This window comes from Blautia aquisgranensis, from assembly GCF_040096615.1.
GTDB classification, from domain to species: Bacteria; Bacillota; Clostridia; order Lachnospirales; family Lachnospiraceae; genus Blautia_A; species Blautia_A aquisgranensis.
On record NZ_JBBMEJ010000012.1, the window covers coordinates 1 to 20,269 of the forward strand.

The window sequence follows — 20,269 nt, forward strand, 5'->3', positions numbered from 1 at the left end:
GCCCCTCCTGATAAACTGCGGAGCAGTTATTCGGTTATGAGCAAGTAGCGAAAGCGGATTGCGAATATCCGATTGACTATAAGTCTGTTCGGTGCAAGGGATCGTTAATATAATGTGAGATAAAGAATGGTATGCAAAACGTGATCCGAAGACAGACGAACCTACGAAAATCGCAAAGATATATGTGACTGTATATTATGCGGAAAAAGGTGAACAGAAGCTGCTTCATTTCAAGAAGTCAATGGATATTGGAAATAGACATGGCGGTATTGTAAGTCAGTTGAAGTATGACAATGAAATGAAGCTTACAGATGAGTATTGGATCAATTACCAGAAAGGCAAAGGAAGTGAAGAGTTCCAAAAGTATATGGAAGATCTGACAGATATGCAGAATCATGTACTTCCGTATCTGCAGAGCTTTTGTAACCTGGAAGAAAAAGGTGTGAAGGAGAGAAGAGAACTGCAGATAGCAGAAAGAAATGAAGGAAGAGCAGATGAGCGGGGAACAAGCACCGAAGCGAATGCTGTGGTTAAGGATGCGGGAAAAGAAGATAGAAAACTGACACAGCAGAAGCAGGCGGTAGCTGGAAAAGATAAGACGGAGAGAGGGGCTGATCGGGGTGTAAGGACGGTGTAGAATAAGCATAACGAGTCGGAGGTCACAAGCGAAAATGACTTTTGCGGAAACGAAAGTATCTTTATATTTTTTTATCCGTATACTTCCTATAATGGGAATGAATACTTGCAAAATTGATTACTAATATTCTTTCATTATTACAGGTACAATAAGAACATGTAATAGCGGAAATGAGGTATAGTTACTTGCAGGTAGAGAAGTATATTGCGGATAAAATAACATCTTTATGTGAAAAGCGTGATATCAGTAAATACAGATTATCGCAACTATCTGGAATTTCTCAGTCGTCACTGGGAAGGATCATGGCGCAGGAAAACCTGCCGTCGCTGATCACACTTGAAAAAATATGTACAGCTTTGGGCGTGACATTATCGCAGTTTTTTCAGGAAGGTAATTCAGAGAATCTGACAGAAAAACAGAAAGAAGTTTTAAGGATATGGAACAATCTGAGTACAAATGAGCAGGAAACAGTAATGTCAATGCTGCGTGGACTTCGGAAGTAGGAGAACAGTTCGAGTATATGTATCGGCTGTTCTTTTTTTTATTTTTGAACGTTAAAACGGTAATGTTTTTCTTGTGTACGGTAGAGCACTGGAGTATAATGAAACCAGTTTTTTTGCATAAGTTTAAAAGCTATAATAAGGAAATCGGCAAACCAGATGAAAGTCTGGGACGCAAAGCTACAGGGCCTGTAAAATGGCAGCCAGTTGCATAAAATGAGGTGCACTGTCTGTCTGACAGTGCTTTTTTGTGGTGTTATTTCATAGGCGTAACTATAATAATTTTACTGGGAGAGAGAAAAGTATGAAAATGAATAAATCAGTATTGCAAAGGGGTATCATTATAATATTGTGCAGTTGCATCCTTTTTTCAATCTGTCCGGTTTATGCTTTTGCAGCAGAAAATCAGAAAGAGAGAGTTGTCAGGATTGGTGTGCCGGATGATACGTATGATAAGATAAATGGAAATGGAAAAAGAAGCGGATACGGCTATGAATATCTGCAGAAAATCGCAGGTTATACCGGGTGGAACTATGAATATGTAGATTGTACATGGGAAAATTGTTTCGACAAATTAAAAAATGATGAGCTGGATATGATAGAAGGAATCTCTTATACGGAGGAACGGGCAGAGAATATGCTTTTTTCCGCTATTCCAATGGGAGACGAAAGATATTATGTCTATGTAAAACCCGCTCATACAGACATCTCATCCTCTGACACTGCATCTTTCAATGGGAAAAAGATTGGGGTGCTTATGGGTTACCTGTCGGAAATGGTATTGAACGAGTGGGAAAAGAAATATAATCTGCACATACAGCATGTCAATGTTTCAAATAATGAAGATGCTTTGAAGAAAATTGCAGACGGAGAAATTGACGCTTTTGTATCGTTAGAGGATTCCCGTCTGGATGGGTACGGGATGGTGGCCTTAACGAATCTCGGAAGTTCAAAAATATATTTTGCAATCGGCCAGAGTCATTCTGATTTAAAGACAGAGCTGGATAATGCTATGAGAAGGATCACAGATGATAATCCTTATTATGCAGATGAACTGCATAAGCAGTTTCTGTCAGTGGACAGTGTATATTTTCTGACGGGAGAAGAACAGAAATGGCTGTCAGAGCATGGAACAATCAAAATCGGTTATTTGATAAACGATGGCGGGGTCAGTACTCTTGATACAGAAACCGGAAAAGTGAGCGGCCTGATCATGGATTACACCCAGCTTGCACAAAACTGCCTGGAAGTACAGACTTTGAAATTTGACCTGAAGGGCTATGATTCACAAGAGAATATGCAAAAAGCGTTGCATGATGGAGAAATTGATATGATTTTTCATGTGATGCAAAATACGAATGCTGCCGAAGACCTGGGCTATGATTTAACAGATACTGTCTGGAAGTACAATATGGCGGCTGCAACGGTTAAAAAGAGTTTTGATGAAAATGCTGAAAATACGGTTGCGATACCAAGAGAAGACAGTGATTTGAAGTCTTATGTTTCCTACAATTATCCACAGTGGCATGTGAAGGAATATGCTACATGGAAGGATGCAAAGAAGGCTGTTTATAATGGAAAAGCAGACTGCATGATTATGGACTCAGGCAAGTTGGAACAATATTCTGATGATAATAAACTGCATAGTGTTTTTCTGGAAAAGTACGGTATGGTGTCATTTGCAGTCAGACGTGGAAATAGCATGCTGCTGTCTGTCCTGAATAAGACTATAAAAACAATGTCTGCTTCAAAATTCTCCAATGCTGTGTATATGTATGACAGTAATCTGAAGAAAGTTACGGTAAGGGAGTTTATAAGGGACAATTTCTGGGGCTTTACGGTGCTTGTTGTATCTGTTTTTTTGATCGTGCTGATACTGATACTTGGATTACTCCAAAAAGCCAGAATTGCAGAGAAAAAGGCAAAAGAGGCACAGAAGCAGGCAGAAAAGGCGAACAGTGCAAAGACAGATTTTTTGAGACATATGAGCCACGATATCCGGACACCTTTAAATGGAATTAGTGGGATGATCAATATATCAGAGCGTTATTTTGGCGATAAGGAAAAATTGTATGAATGTAAAGCAAAGGTAATGGAATCCATGGACTATCTGCAGTCCCTTCTGAATAATGTTCTGGATATCGGAAAAGTAGAATCTGGAACAATACAGCTGGAACACAAGCCATTTGATCTGGTTGCAATGCTCGTAAAACAGATTTCGATTGTTGAGACAAATGCAAAGGAGTATGGTATCAGCTTTGAAGGCGGAGTTTCCATGAGTACTTTTCATCACAGATATGTTATTGGCAGTGAGGAATATCTAAACCGTCTTCTTATGAATCTTGCCGGAAATGCCGTTAAATATAACCGAAGAGGTGGTAAAGTAATCCTGTATTTCAATGAGATTTCAAGTGATGACAAGACGGCAGTTTTTGAATTTGTATGTTCCGATACGGGACTTGGTATGAGCGAAGAATTTCAGAAACATGCATTTGAATCCTATGCCCGGGAAGGAAAAGAAACAACGAATGGATATAGTGGTGCCGGACTTGGACTTTCTATTGTAAAAGATATTGTGGACAGGATGAATGGAACAATCAAACTGGAAAGTAAAGAAAATGTAGGTACAACGTTTACCGTTACGATACCACTTGAGATTGATCATAATGCTGAGAAGGAACAGCAAAAAAAAGTGGAAAAGCCTGATCTGTCGGGTAAGAGTGTATTATTAGTTGAGGATAATGAGCTAAATCTGGAAATTGCAAAAATGCTGCTGGAAGATGAAAAGATGGTTGTGACTACGGCAGAAAATGGCAAGGAGGCTGTGGATATTGTTTCCCAGTCAGTTCCGGGCAGATTTGATTTTATTTTTATGGATATCATGATGCCGGTAATGGATGGATTAGAAGCAGCCAGACAGATAAGGACATTGAACCGTAAAGATACAAAAGAGATACCAATCATTGCGATGACAGCGAATGCATTTCAGGATGATATCAGGGAGTGTATAGATGCCGGAATGAATGCACATATTGCAAAACCCATTGACAGTAAAAAAATAGAGGATACTTTGCAATTGGTTTTAAAACAGAAAATGCAGTAAGACAATTCTTTGTGTTGTGTTTCTGGCAGTCCCGGTCAGGGTAGCAGATTCAGATGAAGATATTGATGCGGCAGTGCAATTTTATTAAACCAGGAGGTTGACAAGGAGATGTATAGAGAAATATATTTGACAGACAGACAGACAGACAGACAGACAGACAGACAGACAGACAGACAGACAGACAGACAGACAGACAGACAGGAGATTTACTATGATTTCGAGAGCAAAGAAATATGTGGCAGTGTTACTGGCTTTTGTATGCGTGTGTATGATATTTTCTCCCCAGACTGCATATGCAGCCGAGGACAGTTCGCAGCATGAAACTGTCAAAGTCGGTTTCTTTGCCATGGATGGTTATCATGTGATGGATGAAGAAGGCAACCGCAGTGGGTATGGTTATGATTTTCTTCGGCTGATGGCTCGTTATTGGGATGTGGATTATGAATATGTCGGATACGATCAGAGCTGGGATGATATGCAGCAGATGCTTGAAGATGGCGAGATTGACATGGTAACATCTGCCCGCAAAACACCGGACAGAGAAGAAAAGTTTGATTTTTCACGTCCGATCGGAACCAATTATGGGATGCTGACCGTCCGCAGTGACAACAGCACGATTGTAGACGGCAATTACAGCACTTACAATGGTATGCGTGTGGCGCTTTTGAACGGAAACACCCGGAATGAAGAGTTTGCGGATTTTGCAGACGACAAAGGATTTACATATGTTCCATCTTATTTTGATACGACCACAGAAATGGATGAAGCCCTTCAGAGCGAAAAAGTTGATGCGATTGTTACCAGTTCTCTGAGAAAAACAAACAATGAGCGAATCGTGGATAAATTTGGCAGCAGTGATTTCTATGTCATTGTTAAAAAGGGCAATACAGAATTGCTGAATGAGATCAATTATGCGATCGATCAGATGAATGCAGTTGAGGGTGACTGGAAAACAACGCTTTATAATAAAAATTATGAAAGCATAGAAACTAAGAATCTGGAATATACGGAGCAAGAAAAAAGTATTATTGCACAATATTCCAAGGACAACCCAATTCGTGTTCTGTGTGATCCGACCCGTTATCCATATTCTTATAATGAAAATGGTGAGATGAAGGGGATTATCCCGGATTACTTCCGGAAAATTGCAGACTATGCCGGGATTTCCTATGAGTTTCTTACACTTGCCACCAGAGATGAGTATATTGCTTATCAGAAAAATAAGGAAACTACAGATATGAGCATCGATGCGCGCCTGGAAACAGATAACTATGCTGAGACGAAAGAATGGGGAATTACCGCACCTTATATTACGATGCAGCTGGCTAAGGTGACACGCCGAGACTTTGATGGAAAAATCAATGTTGTTACTACGGTTGACCAGACAGCATCAAATTCAATTGCAGATGCAATGGCACCCGGCGCAGAAATACTGATGTGCAGTACCCGACAGGAAATGATGGAGGCTGTCCGTAAGGGAAAAGCCGATGCTGCCTTCGTCTACTATTATATGGCACAGGCGTTTGTGAATAGTGACACCACAGGCACCCTGACATATACGCTGCTAGAACAGCCTACATACACCTACCGCATGGTAATATCATCAACAGAGAATCATGCACTGGCTGGCATCCTGACGAAAGCAATGTATGCCATGCCAAAATATCTTGTCGAAGATCTAGCAGCACGGTATACCACATACAAAGCAACAGAGCTGACATTTGTTGACTGGATCCGTCTGCATCCTGTTGTTACTGTTTGGGTTCTTCTTATTTTCGGATGGCTGCTGACTACTATGGCTGTGATAGCAATGCGTCTCAGTGCAAGACAAAAAGTTCAGAAGGCAGCCCAGGAGACGGCTGAGGAAATGGCGGAACTGGCAGAGCATGCGCAGGCTGCAAACAAGGCAAAAACAGCATTTCTGTCACATATGTCTCATGATATGAGAACACCGATGAATGCAATCATGGGATTTACTGGTATTGCAATGAAAAATAATCCGTCAGACGAAGTGAAAAATTGTCTGGAAAAGATTGATGAAAGTTCAGAGTATTTACTGTCGCTGATCAATGATGTATTAGATCTGACTCGCGTGGAAAGTGGAAAAGTGAAATACAATCTGGTACCGGCAGATTTGAAAAGTATCACAGATTCTGCACTGGATATTACAAAAGGCTTTCTTACGAACAGGGATATCAGCTTTAAGATCCAGCGTGAAGAAGCAAAGATCCCAAATGTACTTGTGGATCCTGTACGTCTGCGAGATGTGCTGGTTAATATTCTGAGCAATGCCGTGAAGTTCACTCCGGATGGAGGGGCGATTACATTTGAAGCCCGGTGTCAGGAAAAGGGCGGGGATGGATATATAAATATGCATTACCGCATTTCGGATACTGGTATTGGCATGAGTGAGGAATTTACAAAAGAAGTTTTTGAGAAATTTGCACAGGAAGATTCCGATGTGAGAACGCAGTACCATGGAGCTGGACTGGGGATGGCTATCGTAAAGAAGTATGTAGATATGATGGGTGGAACCATTTCTGTGCAGAGTAAAAAGCAGGAGGGAACTACATTTACTGTGGATATTCCTTTGGAAATTACAGATAAGGAATGTAATAAGTCAGACACAGGTTTTTCTGAAAAGGTAAATCTTACAGGTGTGAATGTCCTTCTTGCAGAGGATAATGAACTGAATGCAGAGATTGCTGCCGTGCAGTTGGAAGAGTTCGGGATGAATGTAGATAGAGCTGTGGATGGAAAGAATGCTGTTGAGATTTTCAGAAATCATCCGGAAGGCACATTTGATGTAATCCTGATGGATATCATGATGCCTGAAATGAATGGTTATGAAGCAGCAAAAGCAATCAGGGCAATGAATGACAGACCGGATGGAAAAAACATTCCTATTATAGCAATGACAGCTAATTCATTTGCAGAAGATGTTCAGGCATCACTGGATGCAGGAATGAACGCACATTTGTCAAAGCCGATTGTGATTGATGAAGTTATAAAAACGATTTTAAGGTATGTATATAATTGATTAGCAGAGGTTCATGAATTAGTGGAATACAATTGACAGAAGGACTAAAATATGACAATGCGGTTTCGGGTCAATTAACTATATTAAATGGAGAACATCAGATATTATGTCAGAGAGATAATCCGAATTTCAATTTGTTTAAAGAATTTGGAGTAAATAAACGAAAAAGGACTGGATACAATCAGACAACATGCAAATGATAATATTGATCAGATGCTAATGGAACGTCATCTGAATAAAAAAGCCAGAAGAAGTTCCCGTAAATGTCATATCAAGGGATCGAAGAAGCGGATGGAGGAAGATGATGAAAGATTCGCTCAGTCTTTTGAAAAAATGCTTTTGATGGCACGAGAGAAAGAAGTCAGATGAGGAATTGTAAATGCAGAGGAACGACAGAAGCTATAAAGATTTAAAACAAAAACAGAAGAGTGCAATAGCAGATAAAACATACAAAATATACTTGAAGTTTTATCTTGAGAATCAGCGAATGCCGGTTGATGATGAAGTGAATGATATATGCAAAAGGTTGTTTACAGCAGTTCAATCGCTTGCTCCTAAAACGGAGCAAGGGATATCATCAAAAATATTATAAAGAGCTGCTGAAATCTTTGGATTTTCCTGATATTCATTTCCACCAGTTGCGAAATACCTATACCACGATTTTGCTGAAAAATAGCTTTAATGTGAAGGGAGTTTCACATTTATTGGGACATTCCAAGGAAATCATTTCTGTAGATGTTTATGGAGATACAGCACAGATTATAGAAGATTGTCTGTATGCATTGGAGCCATATATTGAAGAAGTGATTCCAAAAGAGCGGGAAAATCAGTATTTTGATTATTAGGAAATGAAAGAAATAGATTCGATTATAGAAGAATATTTCCATGCAGCCTGATGAAAAATAGAATAGTAGTGAAAGAAAAAGTACAAATAACAATCGAACATTTGTACTTTTTTCTTACCCTACTCTATATACTTTTGAAATTATCTTTGATATAATAGGGACTGTTACAAGAACAAACAGTAAAAATAAGACAGGATCGGAGCCAAGTGATATCAGGTATTTCCGAGTGCTGTTTAATCCAGAAAAATCAGTTTTGTGACTTTTTGCAGTTACGAGTTAAAAGAAGTGATGATTCACCATAAAAAAAAGCTTTTCGTTACGAATCCGGATACGAATTTTTGGCTGATATTAGTCGTACTAAAAGTCACAATTGGAGGAATTTACCATGAATGAGTTCAAACTAAAAGCCCCATACAAGCCCACCGGCGACCAGCCTCAGGCGATCGAGCGTCTGGTCAAAGGCTTCAAAGAAGGCAACCAGTTCGAGACATTACTGGGTGTTACAGGATCCGGTAAGACCTTTACCATGGCAAATGTTATTGCTCAGCTTAACAAACCAACCTTGGTACTTGCGCACAATAAAACACTTGCAGCCCAGCTGTACGGAGAGTTCAAGGAATTCTTCCCTGAGAACGCAGTGGAATACTTTGTCTCCTACTACGATTACTATCAGCCGGAGGCTTACGTCCCGTCCACAGATACCTACATCGCCAAGGATGCGTCCACTAACGATGAGATCGATAAGCTTCGCCTGTCTGCCACAGCAGCCTTATGTGAGCGTAAGGATGTGATCGTGGTCTCTTCTGTATCCTGTATCTACGGCTTGGGTGCGCCGCAGGAATTTTTTGACATGATGATCTCTCTTCGTCCGGGGATGGAGAAGGACCGTGATGAGGTTATCAAACAGCTGATCGATATTCAGTACACAAGAAATGAGATGGATTTTCACCGTGGAACCTTCCGTGTCAGGGGTGATGTGCTGGAGATCTTTCCGGCGAACTCTACGGACCGGGCAGTACGGGTGGAGTTTTTCGGAGATGAGATCGAGCGTATCACAGATATTGATGTGCTTACAGGTGAGATCAAAAGTGTGGAAAGCCATGCAGCGATTTTTCCTGCATCTCATTATGTAGTACCTCAGGAGCAGATCCGTCGTGCGGCAGATGCCATTCTGGAAGAGATGAAGCAGCAGGTGGAATACTTTAAAAGCGAGGACAAGCTGATCGAGGCTCAGCGAATTGCGGAGCGTACCAACTTTGATGTGGAAATGATGAAGGAAACGGGATTCTGCTCCGGGATCGAGAACTATTCCAGACACCTGACAGGGCTTGCGCCGGGGCAACCACCGTATACACTGATGGATTACTTCGGAGATGATTTTTTACTTATTATAGATGAGTCCCATAAGACAGTTCCCCAGGTTGGCGGTATGTATGCAGGTGATCAGAGCCGTAAACAGACACTGGTAGATTACGGTTTCCGACTCCCTTCTGCAAAGGACAACCGTCCATTGAGCTTTGATGAATTTGAGAACAAGCTTGACCAGGTGATGTTTGTATCTGCAACACCGGGAGAATATGAATATGACCATGAGCTTCTCCGTGCGGAGCAGATCATCCGTCCTACAGGGCTTCTTGATCCGAAGGTGGAGGTGCGTCCGATCGAAGGACAGATCGATGATCTTGTAGCAGAGGTAAATAAAGAAATTGAAAAGAAAAACAAAGTCCTGATCACGACCCTGACCAAACGTATGGCAGAGGACCTTACCGATTATATGAAGGATCTGGGAATCCGTGTCCGATACCTCCATTCAGATATTGACACTCTGGAGCGTGCAGAGATCATCCGCGATATGCGTCTGGATGTGTTTGATGTGCTGGTCGGGATCAACCTTCTGCGAGAGGGACTGGATATTCCGGAGATCACGCTGGTAGCGATCCTGGATGCAGACAAGGAAGGTTTCCTTCGTTCGGAAACATCCCTGGTACAGACTATCGGCCGTGCTGCTCGTAACAGTGAAGGCCATGTGATCATGTATGCAGATAACATGACAGAATCCATGGAAAAAGCAATCTCGGAGACAGAAAGAAGGAGAGCGATACAGGAGGCTTACAACAGGGAGCATGGTATCATTCCGACCACGATCAAGAAGGCAGTCCGTGATCTGATCGCTGTTTCGAAGAAGGTGGCAGAGACAGAAGTGAAGCTTAAGAAGGATCCGGAATCCATGAACCGCAAAGAACTGACGAAGGTGATCGCCCAGGTAGAGAAGCAGATGCGTGCTGCGGCAGCAGACCTGAATTTTGAGCAGGCTGCTGAGCTGAGAGACAAGATGCTCGAATTAAAAAAGAATCTGGAAGAGTTAACAGAATAGGCTGTAAAGCAGCTGACAGTACAACACCCCTGGCTGTTACAGCCAGGGGTGTTGCCGGGTATGCTCAATCTGTTTTTGGGAAAAGCTTATTTTGTAGTTGAAAAGCCCAGGGAGCGCAGGGTGATGCCGGAGCCCTTGAGAAGATCAGCCCAATATGGAATAGCCATATCCAGAGTGTCATTTGCAATTTCGGAAGCATCTTTTTGCGTCAGGATCTCATAAGGATCTGTAAGCTTCTGGAAGCGGAAGGATAAATTGGAGGATTCATTCCTGATGGCAGAAAGCGGAGCGGAGCTGTTCATGGTGGCAATCAGTGTACCGGATTCATCATCGGGAAGTATGTTCATGTAAAAATAAAAGTTTAAGGAAGCTGCAGTAGAATTCATCGGGAAAGTCAAAGTAATATCACTTTTTAAATTATCGTGGCTGGAAAACCGAAAATAGAATTTAAAACTGCTGGTTTTTGGAATGTATGTGATACTTCGATATTCATCTACAGAAACCTGCATAGAAGAAGATGACGAACCCAAACCGCTTAAATCCATATCGATTTTTTTGTATTCATCGTGTGTGTTAAGTTCGATTTTTACGCTTCTATCATTGGCCTTTTTCCCTTTGCTCAGAATGTGATTTTTTAATTTTATGCCGGGCTTCGGAGCAGTAGTAGGGGTTGGTTTTGCCGGAGCGGCGGTGGGAGCTGGCTTTGCCGGAGAGGCTTTTTTTTGAATATTAACCTTACAGACAAAGCGGATCCCGTTTACCTGAGCGGTAACTGTGGCATTTCCTGCGGCTTTTGCAGAAAGCTTACCTGATGCAGAAACCGTTACAAGCTTCGGACTGCTGCTCTTCCAGGTGATTTTCTGTCCTTTTTTGAGACCAGTGATCTTCAGGGTCTTACTTTGTCCCTTGATCATGGTAAGCCTGGAAGAACTGATTCTGGGAGCGGCCTCTGTAACACAGACGGTACCAGATGGAATTGCCGATTCTGCCGGAAGCATGGTCAGTACAAAGACTGTCATCAGAGATATCAGGATTTTTTCCCATTTTTTCATAGCGCTTCCTCCTTCGAAAAAGATATAATAGTTCTTTCTATTATTTGATTATAAGTAAAATTCCGGAGAAGGGCACTGGCATTTGTGACAGTAACTTTGCTATAAAGAAGAGAAGAAGTTATGTATGCTGTTCCCGATAGGCGGAAGGGGTGATCCCCATTTTCTTTTTGAAGCGGGTGTTGAAATAATATTGATTGGCATAACCACATTTCAGGCTGATCTCCTTCAGACTCATACTGGTTGCAGACAGATAACGGGCGGCTGCGGAAATCCGTTGAGATGTGATAAAGTCGCTGAGACTGATCTTCTGATTTTTTTGAAAAGAGCACTTAAATAAGCAGGGCTTACATTGGCAGAGGCAGCAATATCATTGAGGCAGAGCGTATTGTCAGTGTAGTGTTCGTTGATATAGGAGATCACCAGTTCGCAGAGCTTCTGGTGATAATCATTCATGGAGGAATCAAGCTTCCGGCATAAAAGATGGCACAGATCCTTCAGCCATTGACATAGCTCTTCCGTATTATGAAACTCATTTATGTGGTTGTAAACATACAAAATTTTAGCTTCAAGGTCATGCGTATCCAGATTTAATTCATAGAAAAATTTCAGGATCCGGCCAAGAAGAGAATAAATCTGTATGAAAGCGAAATTCTTTGTGCGAAATTTCTGAGTAAGCCAGTCGGAAAAATTCTGAAACCAGAGATCTATGGCAGAGGTATCCTTTTTACAGAGAAGTCGGATCAGTTCATCTTCTTTTGTATCTGAAAAATCTGCAACAGACAGATCAGAACCCAGAGCCTCTCTTCCGTCAAAGATATTCTGATGCGGGAAAAAGAATCTGTATTCCAGCGCATGTACGGCACTTTTGTAGGATTGGTTCAGATTCCAGAAATCCTGGACAATTGTTCCGATACCTGCATTGAGAGAAAGCCCCAGTGGCTGGCAGGCATCTGCGATCGAGGAAATAAGTTCGCTGGTAAGCTGGCGGAAGCTATTGGACTGAAAATAAAAAAGTCAAAAGGATATCTGAACAGAGGCTGTCCACTCAAATCTAAAGGTTGTCTACAAACAGGCAGACCAGGCAGGATACATCAGCAAAGAGCTGGTTTATCCACCGTCATTATGCTGAAAAAGCTAATGACCGGAATTGGCAGTAATACAAAAATCTGTTATAATCAGAACCAGTATAAAGACAGGAGTTCCGGTTATGGCATTTAAGTACACAGAAGAACAACTGAATAAACTTGACAAAGAATTGTTGATACATCTATTCCTGGGCATGCAGGAACAAATGGAAGAACTGACCAGACAGACACAGTCATTAAATGACAAGATGCAGCTGATGATGGAACAACTGATCCTTTCCAAAAAGAACCGTTTCGGAAGATCCAGTGAAAAGATGTCCGAACCAGAACAGATCTGTTTTATGGAGATTGATGGAACGATTGTGTTCTTTAATGAGGCAGAAGCTGTCTGTGATCTGGATGCACCAGAACCAGATGACCTGGAACTGAAAATGCCAAAGGAGAAAAAACAGCCCGGAAAAAAAGCTGCTGACATAGCATCCCTTCCTGTCAACCGTATCGATCATTACATGAGCAAAGAGGAACTGACAGCCGAATTCGGTGAGAATGGATGGAAACAGCTTCCAGATGCTGTCTCAAGGTGCTATAAATTTGTTCCGGCTCGCGTCGAGATAGAAGAACATCATATCGGTGTGTATTCAAGCAAGCTTGATGAACATATGGTAAAAGCTCCTCATTCTCGGAATTTGCTTCGTGGAAGTCTTGTTTCACCGTCCCCTTGCAGCAGCAATCATAAACGGTAAATATGTAAATGCGGTGCCTTTGTATCGTCTCGAAAAGGAATTCGAGCGGTATGGTCTTGCCATCACCAGACAGAACATGGCAAACTGGATGATCCGGCTGGGGGAAGAATATCTGGGAGTTTTGTATGACCATCTACATAAGCTTCTGTATGATTATCATGTAATACAGGCCGATGAAACTCCGGCCCTCGTCAATAAAGACGGACGTTCTGCCGGAAGTAAGAGTTACATGTGGGACTACCGGTCAGGGGTTATGTATCCGGAGCGTCAGATCGTCCTCTATGAATACCAGAAGACGCGTAAGGCATCACATCCCAGAAATTTTTTAAAGGATTACACTGGAATCTGTGTTATGGATGGATACCAGGTATATCATACGCTTGAAAAAGAGCGTGAAGATCTGAGGATTGCCGGCTGCTGGGTTCACTGCAGACGTCGCTTCTATGATGCGTTAGAAGTCATCCCGAAAGCGCATCAGAAAGAATCATCCTGCATCTGTTTATAAAACAGATACAAGCCATTTACCGGGAAGAAGGAAAACTAGCAGGTCTTTCATCAGAAGAAAGGCTTGCCCAGCGTCAACTGGTGGTGAAACCACTAGTGGATTATTATATTTGTTGGAGTATTTGTATTGGATTTTTGGGGTCTGCTAATATCAAAAATAATTTATTTGCAGAAGGTATATTTCTAGATGATGAATTTCAGGTATCTTTTAAATGGAGTTAAGAAATCCTAAATTTTAGAATTTGCTGATTTATTACTTAAATCGTTGTTTCTTAATGTTTGACAAGTTCTAAGTTTAAATATCTCATCGTGTATGCTTGAATAAATTTTAAACTTGGGAATTTAATATCATAATATGAAAGTGTGGAAAAAATGGCAGGGATTAAAGATGTTGCAAAAATGGCAGGAGTAGGTGTGGGAACAGTTTCAAGAATGCTTAATGACAGTGGATATGTTTCTCTGGATACGAGGGCCAAAATAGAAGCTGCTATGAAAGAATTGAATTATACACCGAATGAACTTGCCAGAAATCTGTATTATAAAAAAAGTGGTATAATTGCGGTACTTGTACCGAATGTATCCAATCCTTTTTTTGCTGAGTTTGTTGATTGTGTAGAAGGAGAACTGCGCAAAGCCGGCTTCAAAATTATGTTATGTAACACATTGAAAGATGTAAAGGCTGAAGCTGAATATCTGGATTTGCTGAACAGACATATTGTAGATGGGATAATTGCGGGAATGTCTTCTTTGGATGAAAGTGAGTATTCTAAAATTCATAAGCCGATTGTTGCACTTGACAGATATCTGGGAGAAGAAATTCCGGTAGTAACTGTGGACCATAAAATGGGTGGACGTCTGGCAGCAGAAGTGTTGCTGCGTAATGGCTGCAAAAGAATACTTCATTTCAGAAGTACTGCGGAAAAAGAGTCTTTATATCATGATCGTCATGCAGAATTTCAAAAAATTATGGATGAGCAGGGAATAGAAACCTATTGTTATGATCTGGACTGGCGGCGTTTGGATATTCAGTATTATCATCAGGTTGCAGAAGAAGTTATTGAAAAAAATCTGAAATTTGATGGGGTGTTTGGTGTAGACCGACTGGCTATTGAATGCATGAATGGATTGATCAGACAACACAAAAAAATTCCGGAAGAGGTAAAAATAGTTTCTTATGATGGAACGTATATTACAGAATTGGTAGAACCGCAAATAAGTACAATTGTTCAGCCCATTGACAGAATGGCAGAGGAATCTGTAAAAAGCCTTTGTGAACTGATTAATGGAAAAAAGGTGAAAAATAAAAAAAGTATTTTAATACCTGAATTCCGTAAAGGCGGAACAACAGTATGAACAGATGTCATACACGTGTTGTGCATTTGTTACAAAACAAAGGATGAGAAACAAAGATAAGTACAAAATATTTGTATATAATTTATAAAAAAAATAAAAAGCCTATAATTAGATTGACAAAAACAACAAAAAGTTTATAATGAAATTAACAAGATGAAGAAAACAAAATGTTTTTTAAACAATGTGGAACGCGTTCCACATTGTGAAAACAAAATTTGTTTTCACAATGTTAACCCGTAAAATTAGATTACTCCGGAGAATATCTAAAGCGGTTGAAGCAGTATGTAAATGGAACGGCATGATATTTACTATCATGGAATTTAGGATCTTTAAGAATAGGAGATTAAAAATGAGAAAAAAGATTGTTAATTCATTAATTACAGCAACTGTGATTGGAAGTATGCTTACAGGAATGGCAGTTCCCTGTTTTGCCGGTGGGAAAAAGGACGGTGGAAATAGTATTACAGTTCTTGTAGAAAGTGGTTCACCTGCAGAAGCACTTGCCAATAATACAGCAGCTGATTTCGAGAAAGAAACAGGCTGTAAGGTTGTTGTTGATGCTGTTGCCTATACTGGTATGTATGATAAGCTTTCTACCGAAATTAAAGCAGGACAGACTGCTCATGATGTTGCATGTATGGATTTTGTATGGCTGGCAGCTTTTGCTGATGCAATCGAACCAATTACAGATGCAGATACCAGTGATTTCCTTCCAACGTTGGAAGAAAGTGGAACAATAGATGGTAATCTCCTGGGATATCCGATGTGGGTAAACGCTAAGATCCTTATTTACAGAAAAGATCTGATTCCGGAAGATAAAGTGCCAAAGACCTGGGATGAATATAAAGCACTGGCAAAAGAAATGAAAACAGACGATATGTACGGAACAACAGTTTTTGGAAGTGGTTCTGACGCAGTTTGTTCCTTCCTTGATTTTGCCTGCCAGGCCGGTGCAGATGGATTAGTATATGACAAGGATGGAAATGTAAATATTACAGATCAGCCATATGTGGATGCGCTTGATTTTATGGTTGAAATGGCAAATGAAGATTGTACGCCATCAGATTCTCTGGCTACTGCTTCTACAGAGTCTCAGGAACTTTTCAATAATGGTAAAGTTGCAATGCAGTTGAACTGGAGCCATCAGTATCCTGCAGCTGTTGAGGCACTTGGAGCAGATAAGGTGGGATGTGCACCAATGATTGCCGGCAGTGCAGGAGTAGGAGCAACCACAGGTCCATGGTATGAATGTGTAATGAAAAATTCTGAGAATAAAGACATGGCACTGAAATATGTAGAATATATGTACGATCATAATGCAGATTATATGAACGGAACCCTTAAAATTGCCGGCAGAACTTCTGTTTATGAGGAAGCTGGAAAAGAGGCTGGTAATGAGCATACAACAGCAGTTCTTGACACATTGAATGAAAAACAGTCTCAGCCAAGACCTATGATTTCAACCTGGTCACAGGTAGAGCAGGTTCTTACAGGTGTTGTAGAATCCTGTCTTGGTGGAGCAGATGTGAAAGAAACCCTTGAATCTGCAAAAGAAGAGATTGAGGCAATTGGGAAGTAAAGTGACAAAGTAATAAAGAAAAAGCAGATTGCAGACATCTACCAAATAATAAAAAATGTAATTAAATCAAGGGTGATTTTACCTGGACATCGAACACACTAACTATGAATTTACTAATCTTCTATGATGTATGATGCAGGGAGTAAATCGCCCTTGATTTTTATAAGAAAGCGGGAAATATTATGAAATTGATATCAAAAAAAACACTATTGCTGTTTTTTCTTCCTGGCGCGATTTTCATGGGTGCCTTTTTGATTTATCCTATTTTTAAAATGGTATTTGACAGTTTCTTTAAGGTTGGAATTACAGGAGCCAGAACTTTTATTGGATTTGATAATTATATTAAAGCATTTACAGCTGGCGGTTTTTTGAAGCAGCTGAAAAATACATTGATTTATATTTTGATTGCGGTATCTGTGGAAACAGTTTTAGGATTTATTTTTGCATTATTATTTGAACTTGATTATAAGGGCAGTAAAATAGTACGTTCATTAATGATGACACCACTTATGATCGCACCGCTGGTTGCAGGTCTTATCTGGAAATTGATGATGAGTTCAAACTTTGGTATTGTCAATGAGTTTCTGACCAGAATAGGAATCTTGTCCAGTCCAAGTGATATTTTGTGGCTTGCAGATTCCAGATGGTCATTGATCGCCTGCTGTATTGCAGATATATGGCTGACTACACCGTTTATGATGCTGATGATTCTGGCTGGCCTTCAGGGATTGGATACCAGCGTGTCAGAAGCAGCAAGAATGGATGGAGCAAGTAAGCTGCAGGAAATTTTTTACATAAAAATACCAGGAATTAAACCGGTTCTGTTGACAGCATTGTCAGTGAGAATTATAGATGCGGCAAAGACTTTTGATATTATCTGGGCAATGACAGAAGGTGGACCTAACAGTTCATCGGAGACAATCAGTATTATTATTTATAAGACACTTGTAAAGTATAATAATACAGGATATGCCAGTGCAATGGCTGTTATCTTTATCATAGTTCTTGTAGTGTTTACATTAGTATTTATGCAGAGTTTATGGAATCCAAAGAAAAAGTAAAAGCTGTCAAAGAAAAACAGTAATAAAAAGGATTCAATAAGGAGACCAAAATGAAGAAAGGTAATAGTATCAAACTAAAAATAGCAGTTATTATTTCTATAATTATTACGATATTCTGGCTGCTTCCATATATTTATGTAATTTGTTGTTCGTTTAAACCTGGATCAGAGGTAATTGCTGTTCCGCCATCTTTTCTTCCAAAAAGCTTTTCGGTTGAAAATTTCACTCAATTATTTGTAAGAATGAACGCGGGTGGGTATCTGCTGAACAGTTTGATTACAGCAGTTTGCAGTACAATTATTGCAGTTATCTTGGGTTCACTGGCTGCATATGCTATTCAGAGATCTGGAGCGAAGCTGTCAGTAGGGCTGGTGGTATTGATTTTATGTCTGAAAATGATTCCTACATCCAGTATTGCAGTACCTATTTATGAGATTATTTGTAATATGGGATTGTATGATACCAGAATTGCATTGATTATTGTTTATGCGGCAGTAAACATGCCTTTTGTAATGTGGACAATGCTTAGTTTTTATGAGGGAGTACCGTCTACTTTGGATGAGGCTGCATATGTAGATGGCGCTTCCAGCCTTCAGACATTCAGAAAGGTTATTTTGCCGATTTGTAAGCCGGGACTTGCAACTGCCTTTATATTTACATTGTTCCTGGCATGGAATGATTTCCTTATTTCTCTGTTGCTGACCAGTATGAATGCTAAAACATTTACAGTAGGTCTTGCCGGTTTCCTGTCAGCGTATAATCTTGACCTTGGACCGATGTGTGCAGGAGCATTTTTATTTAGCTTCCCGGTAATGATTTTATCAATGTTTGCACAGAGATACATTGTTCAGGGAATGACAGCAGGAGCTGTAAAAGGATGATAAGAATGGAGAAAGCCAGTGAATAAAATATTAATGAGACAAAGAATAGAAAACGCGCAAAAAGAAATTGACAGTAAAAAGATGATTGTTCAAAATGGGAAAATGCGTCAGCATTATCATTTTATGCCCCAGAGCGGGTGGATGAATGATCCTAACGGACTGATCTTTTTTAACGGACAGTATCATGTGTTTTATCAGACCAATCCATATAATGGATTTTGGGATTGTATGCATTGGGGACATGCAGTCAGCAAAGATTTAGTTCATTGGGAATATTTGCCTCTGGCATTGGCACCCAGTGAAGAGTATGATGATTATCAAAAAGGTGGATGTTTTTCCGGCAGTGCAATCGAACACGAAGGTAAGTTATATGTATTTTATACGGCAACTGCAAATCATGGAAACGGAAGTGAGCAAAGCCAGTGTCTTGCTATAAGTGAAGATGGAATAAATTTTGAAAAGTATGACGGAAATCCTCTCTTTGATGCACCGGAAGGTATTCAGCCGGATTCATTCCGCGATCCAAAGGTATGGAAGCATGAAAATAAATATTATATGGTTGTAGGGGCCAGTCGTAATAACAGAGGATTAGCATTGATATATGAATCTGCAGATCTTTATCATTGGAATTTTTTAAACGTGCTGGCAGAAAGCCGTGGAGAATGGGGATTCATGTGGGAATGTCCGGATTTTTATCAGCTTGGCGATAAATATGTTCTCACTTTTTCTCCAATGGGCTCAGGAGATCATACATCAGTATACCTGACAGGAGATTTTGATTACAAAACAGGAAAATTTGACTGGCATATCAGTGGTGAAATGGATTGGGGATTTGATTTTTATGCGCCACAGTCCATGGTTGCTCCTGATGGAAGACGTCTGATTGTTGCCTGGGCGAATGAATGGGAATGGATGCCTCTCTTTAAGGACTGGGGACCTACTTATCAGGAGGGCTGGTGCGGATTTTTTAATGTGATTCGTGAAGTTCGGATGTGCAAGGATGGAACGCTGGCGTTTGTTCCTGTAGAGGAAATGGAAAAAATCCGTGAAAACAAATTTACGCAACGGGAAATACAGGTTACAGAAAAACCTCAGCAGTTAAAAGCAGGAGATGGAATCAGCTTTGAGATGAAATTTACATTGGATCTTGAAGAAACTGATGCAGATAGGGTAGAATTGAAGCTCAGATGCGGAAAAGAAAAAGAAACTCGTTGTATTTTTGATCTGAAAAATGGTGAATTGCTGGTAGACAGAAGCTGTGCAGATGGATGGAGTGTAGGAACATCCAGAAGTGTACTTAAGGTCAGCGAAAAAAGTCTGGATGTACATATCTTTTCAGATCAGAGTTCTCTGGAGATATTTACAGATCAATACAGAAATAATCATTCCAATAATATTTTTGCAGGAAATGATCAGGATGCAATAAGTATATCTGCGTTTGGTGGAAGAGCGGTAATCAGAAATTATGAAGCATATGGATTGCAGGAGTGTTTTAACTGAATCAAGTAGTGA

Annotated in this window: 13 protein-coding genes, 3 pseudogenes and 1 riboswitch; of the genes and pseudogenes, 14 read left to right on the top strand and 2 right to left on the bottom strand. The window is 40.3% G+C overall.

What is annotated here, in order from left to right:
• Window positions 1–184 precede the first annotated feature (184 nt).
• The 7 genes and pseudogenes from WMO28_RS10515 to uvrB all read left to right on the top strand — a co-directional run bounded on the left by WMO28_RS10515 (window position 185) and on the right by uvrB (window position 10,499).
• Window positions 185–637 carry a hypothetical protein gene (locus WMO28_RS10515; RefSeq protein WP_494337491.1) on the top strand — a complete coding sequence of 151 codons (453 nt, stop codon included), beginning with the start codon at window positions 185–187 and terminating at the stop codon, window positions 635–637.
• Window positions 638–807: 170 nt separating this feature from the next.
• Window positions 808–1,140, top strand: coding sequence for a helix-turn-helix domain-containing protein (locus tag WMO28_RS10520; RefSeq protein WP_349056955.1), 333 nt, complete (start codon window positions 808–810; stop codon window positions 1,138–1,140).
• Window positions 1,141–1,276: 136 nt separating this feature from the next.
• A riboswitch (cyclic di-GMP riboswitch) is annotated at window positions 1,277–1,352 on the top strand.
• 89 nt (window positions 1,353–1,441) lie between these two features.
• A complete protein-coding gene (locus WMO28_RS10525) occupies window positions 1,442–4,240 on the top strand; it encodes a response regulator (RefSeq protein WP_349056956.1) in 2,799 nt (932 codons plus the stop codon).
• A gap of 211 nt (window positions 4,241–4,451) precedes the next feature.
• Entirely contained in the window at window positions 4,452–7,280 is a 2,829-nt protein-coding gene (locus WMO28_RS10530) for a hybrid sensor histidine kinase/response regulator (protein ID WP_349056957.1), read from the top strand.
• 192 nt (window positions 7,281–7,472) lie between these two features.
• Window positions 7,473–7,649, top strand: a pseudogene (locus tag WMO28_RS10535) (DUF188 domain-containing protein); the annotation flags it as partial.
• A gap of 140 nt (window positions 7,650–7,789) precedes the next feature.
• Window positions 7,790–8,125 carry a tyrosine-type recombinase/integrase gene (locus tag WMO28_RS10540; RefSeq protein ID WP_349056958.1) on the top strand — a complete coding sequence of 112 codons (336 nt, stop codon included), beginning with the start codon at window positions 7,790–7,792 and terminating at the stop codon, window positions 8,123–8,125.
• A gap of 385 nt (window positions 8,126–8,510) precedes the next feature.
• A complete protein-coding gene (gene uvrB / locus WMO28_RS10545) occupies window positions 8,511–10,499 on the top strand; it encodes an excinuclease ABC subunit UvrB (protein WP_349056960.1) in 1,989 nt (662 codons plus the stop codon).
• An 86-nt stretch (window positions 10,500–10,585) separates the two neighbouring features.
• Here the strand turns inward: uvrB and WMO28_RS10550 are convergent, their stop codons facing one another.
• The gene (locus WMO28_RS10550) at window positions 10,586–11,551 is read right to left on the bottom strand and encodes an Ig-like domain-containing protein (protein WP_349056962.1); all 966 of its coding nucleotides are present in this window, start codon (window positions 11,549–11,551) and stop codon (window positions 10,586–10,588) included.
• 118 nt (window positions 11,552–11,669) lie between these two features.
• A pseudogene (locus tag WMO28_RS17100) lies at window positions 11,670–11,867 on the bottom strand (helix-turn-helix domain-containing protein); the annotation flags it as partial.
• 506 nt (window positions 11,868–12,373) lie between these two features.
• Here WMO28_RS17100 and WMO28_RS10555 point away from each other — a divergent pair.
• From WMO28_RS10555 to WMO28_RS10585, 7 genes and pseudogenes are all read left to right on the top strand, one after another.
• Complete coding sequence (locus tag WMO28_RS10555; RefSeq protein ID WP_349056963.1) at window positions 12,374–12,769, top strand: hypothetical protein; 396 nt, start codon at window positions 12,374–12,376, stop codon at window positions 12,767–12,769.
• Window positions 12,759–14,000: pseudogene (gene tnpC / locus WMO28_RS10560) on the top strand (IS66 family transposase); the annotation flags it as partial. The gene WMO28_RS10555 and the pseudogene tnpC, both read left to right, overlap by 11 nt.
• Before the next feature lie 255 nt (window positions 14,001–14,255).
• The gene (locus WMO28_RS10565; protein ID WP_349056964.1) at window positions 14,256–15,236 is read left to right on the top strand and encodes a LacI family DNA-binding transcriptional regulator; all 981 of its coding nucleotides are present in this window, start codon (window positions 14,256–14,258) and stop codon (window positions 15,234–15,236) included.
• A 349-nt stretch (window positions 15,237–15,585) separates the two neighbouring features.
• A complete protein-coding gene (locus WMO28_RS10570; protein ID WP_349056965.1) occupies window positions 15,586–16,815 on the top strand; it encodes an ABC transporter substrate-binding protein in 1,230 nt (409 codons plus the stop codon).
• 182 nt (window positions 16,816–16,997) lie between these two features.
• Window positions 16,998–17,876, top strand: a complete 879-nt coding sequence (locus tag WMO28_RS10575) for a carbohydrate ABC transporter permease (protein ID WP_173700947.1) — start codon at window positions 16,998–17,000, stop codon at window positions 17,874–17,876.
• 50 nt (window positions 17,877–17,926) lie between these two features.
• Window positions 17,927–18,757: a carbohydrate ABC transporter permease gene (locus tag WMO28_RS10580; protein ID WP_118136107.1), complete on the top strand. Its 831-nt coding sequence runs from the start codon at window positions 17,927–17,929 to the stop codon at window positions 18,755–18,757.
• A gap of 33 nt (window positions 18,758–18,790) precedes the next feature.
• Window positions 18,791–20,257, top strand: a complete 1,467-nt coding sequence (locus tag WMO28_RS10585) for a glycoside hydrolase family 32 protein (protein WP_349057017.1) — start codon at window positions 18,791–18,793, stop codon at window positions 20,255–20,257.
• The last annotated feature ends 12 nt before the right edge of the window (window positions 20,258–20,269 follow it).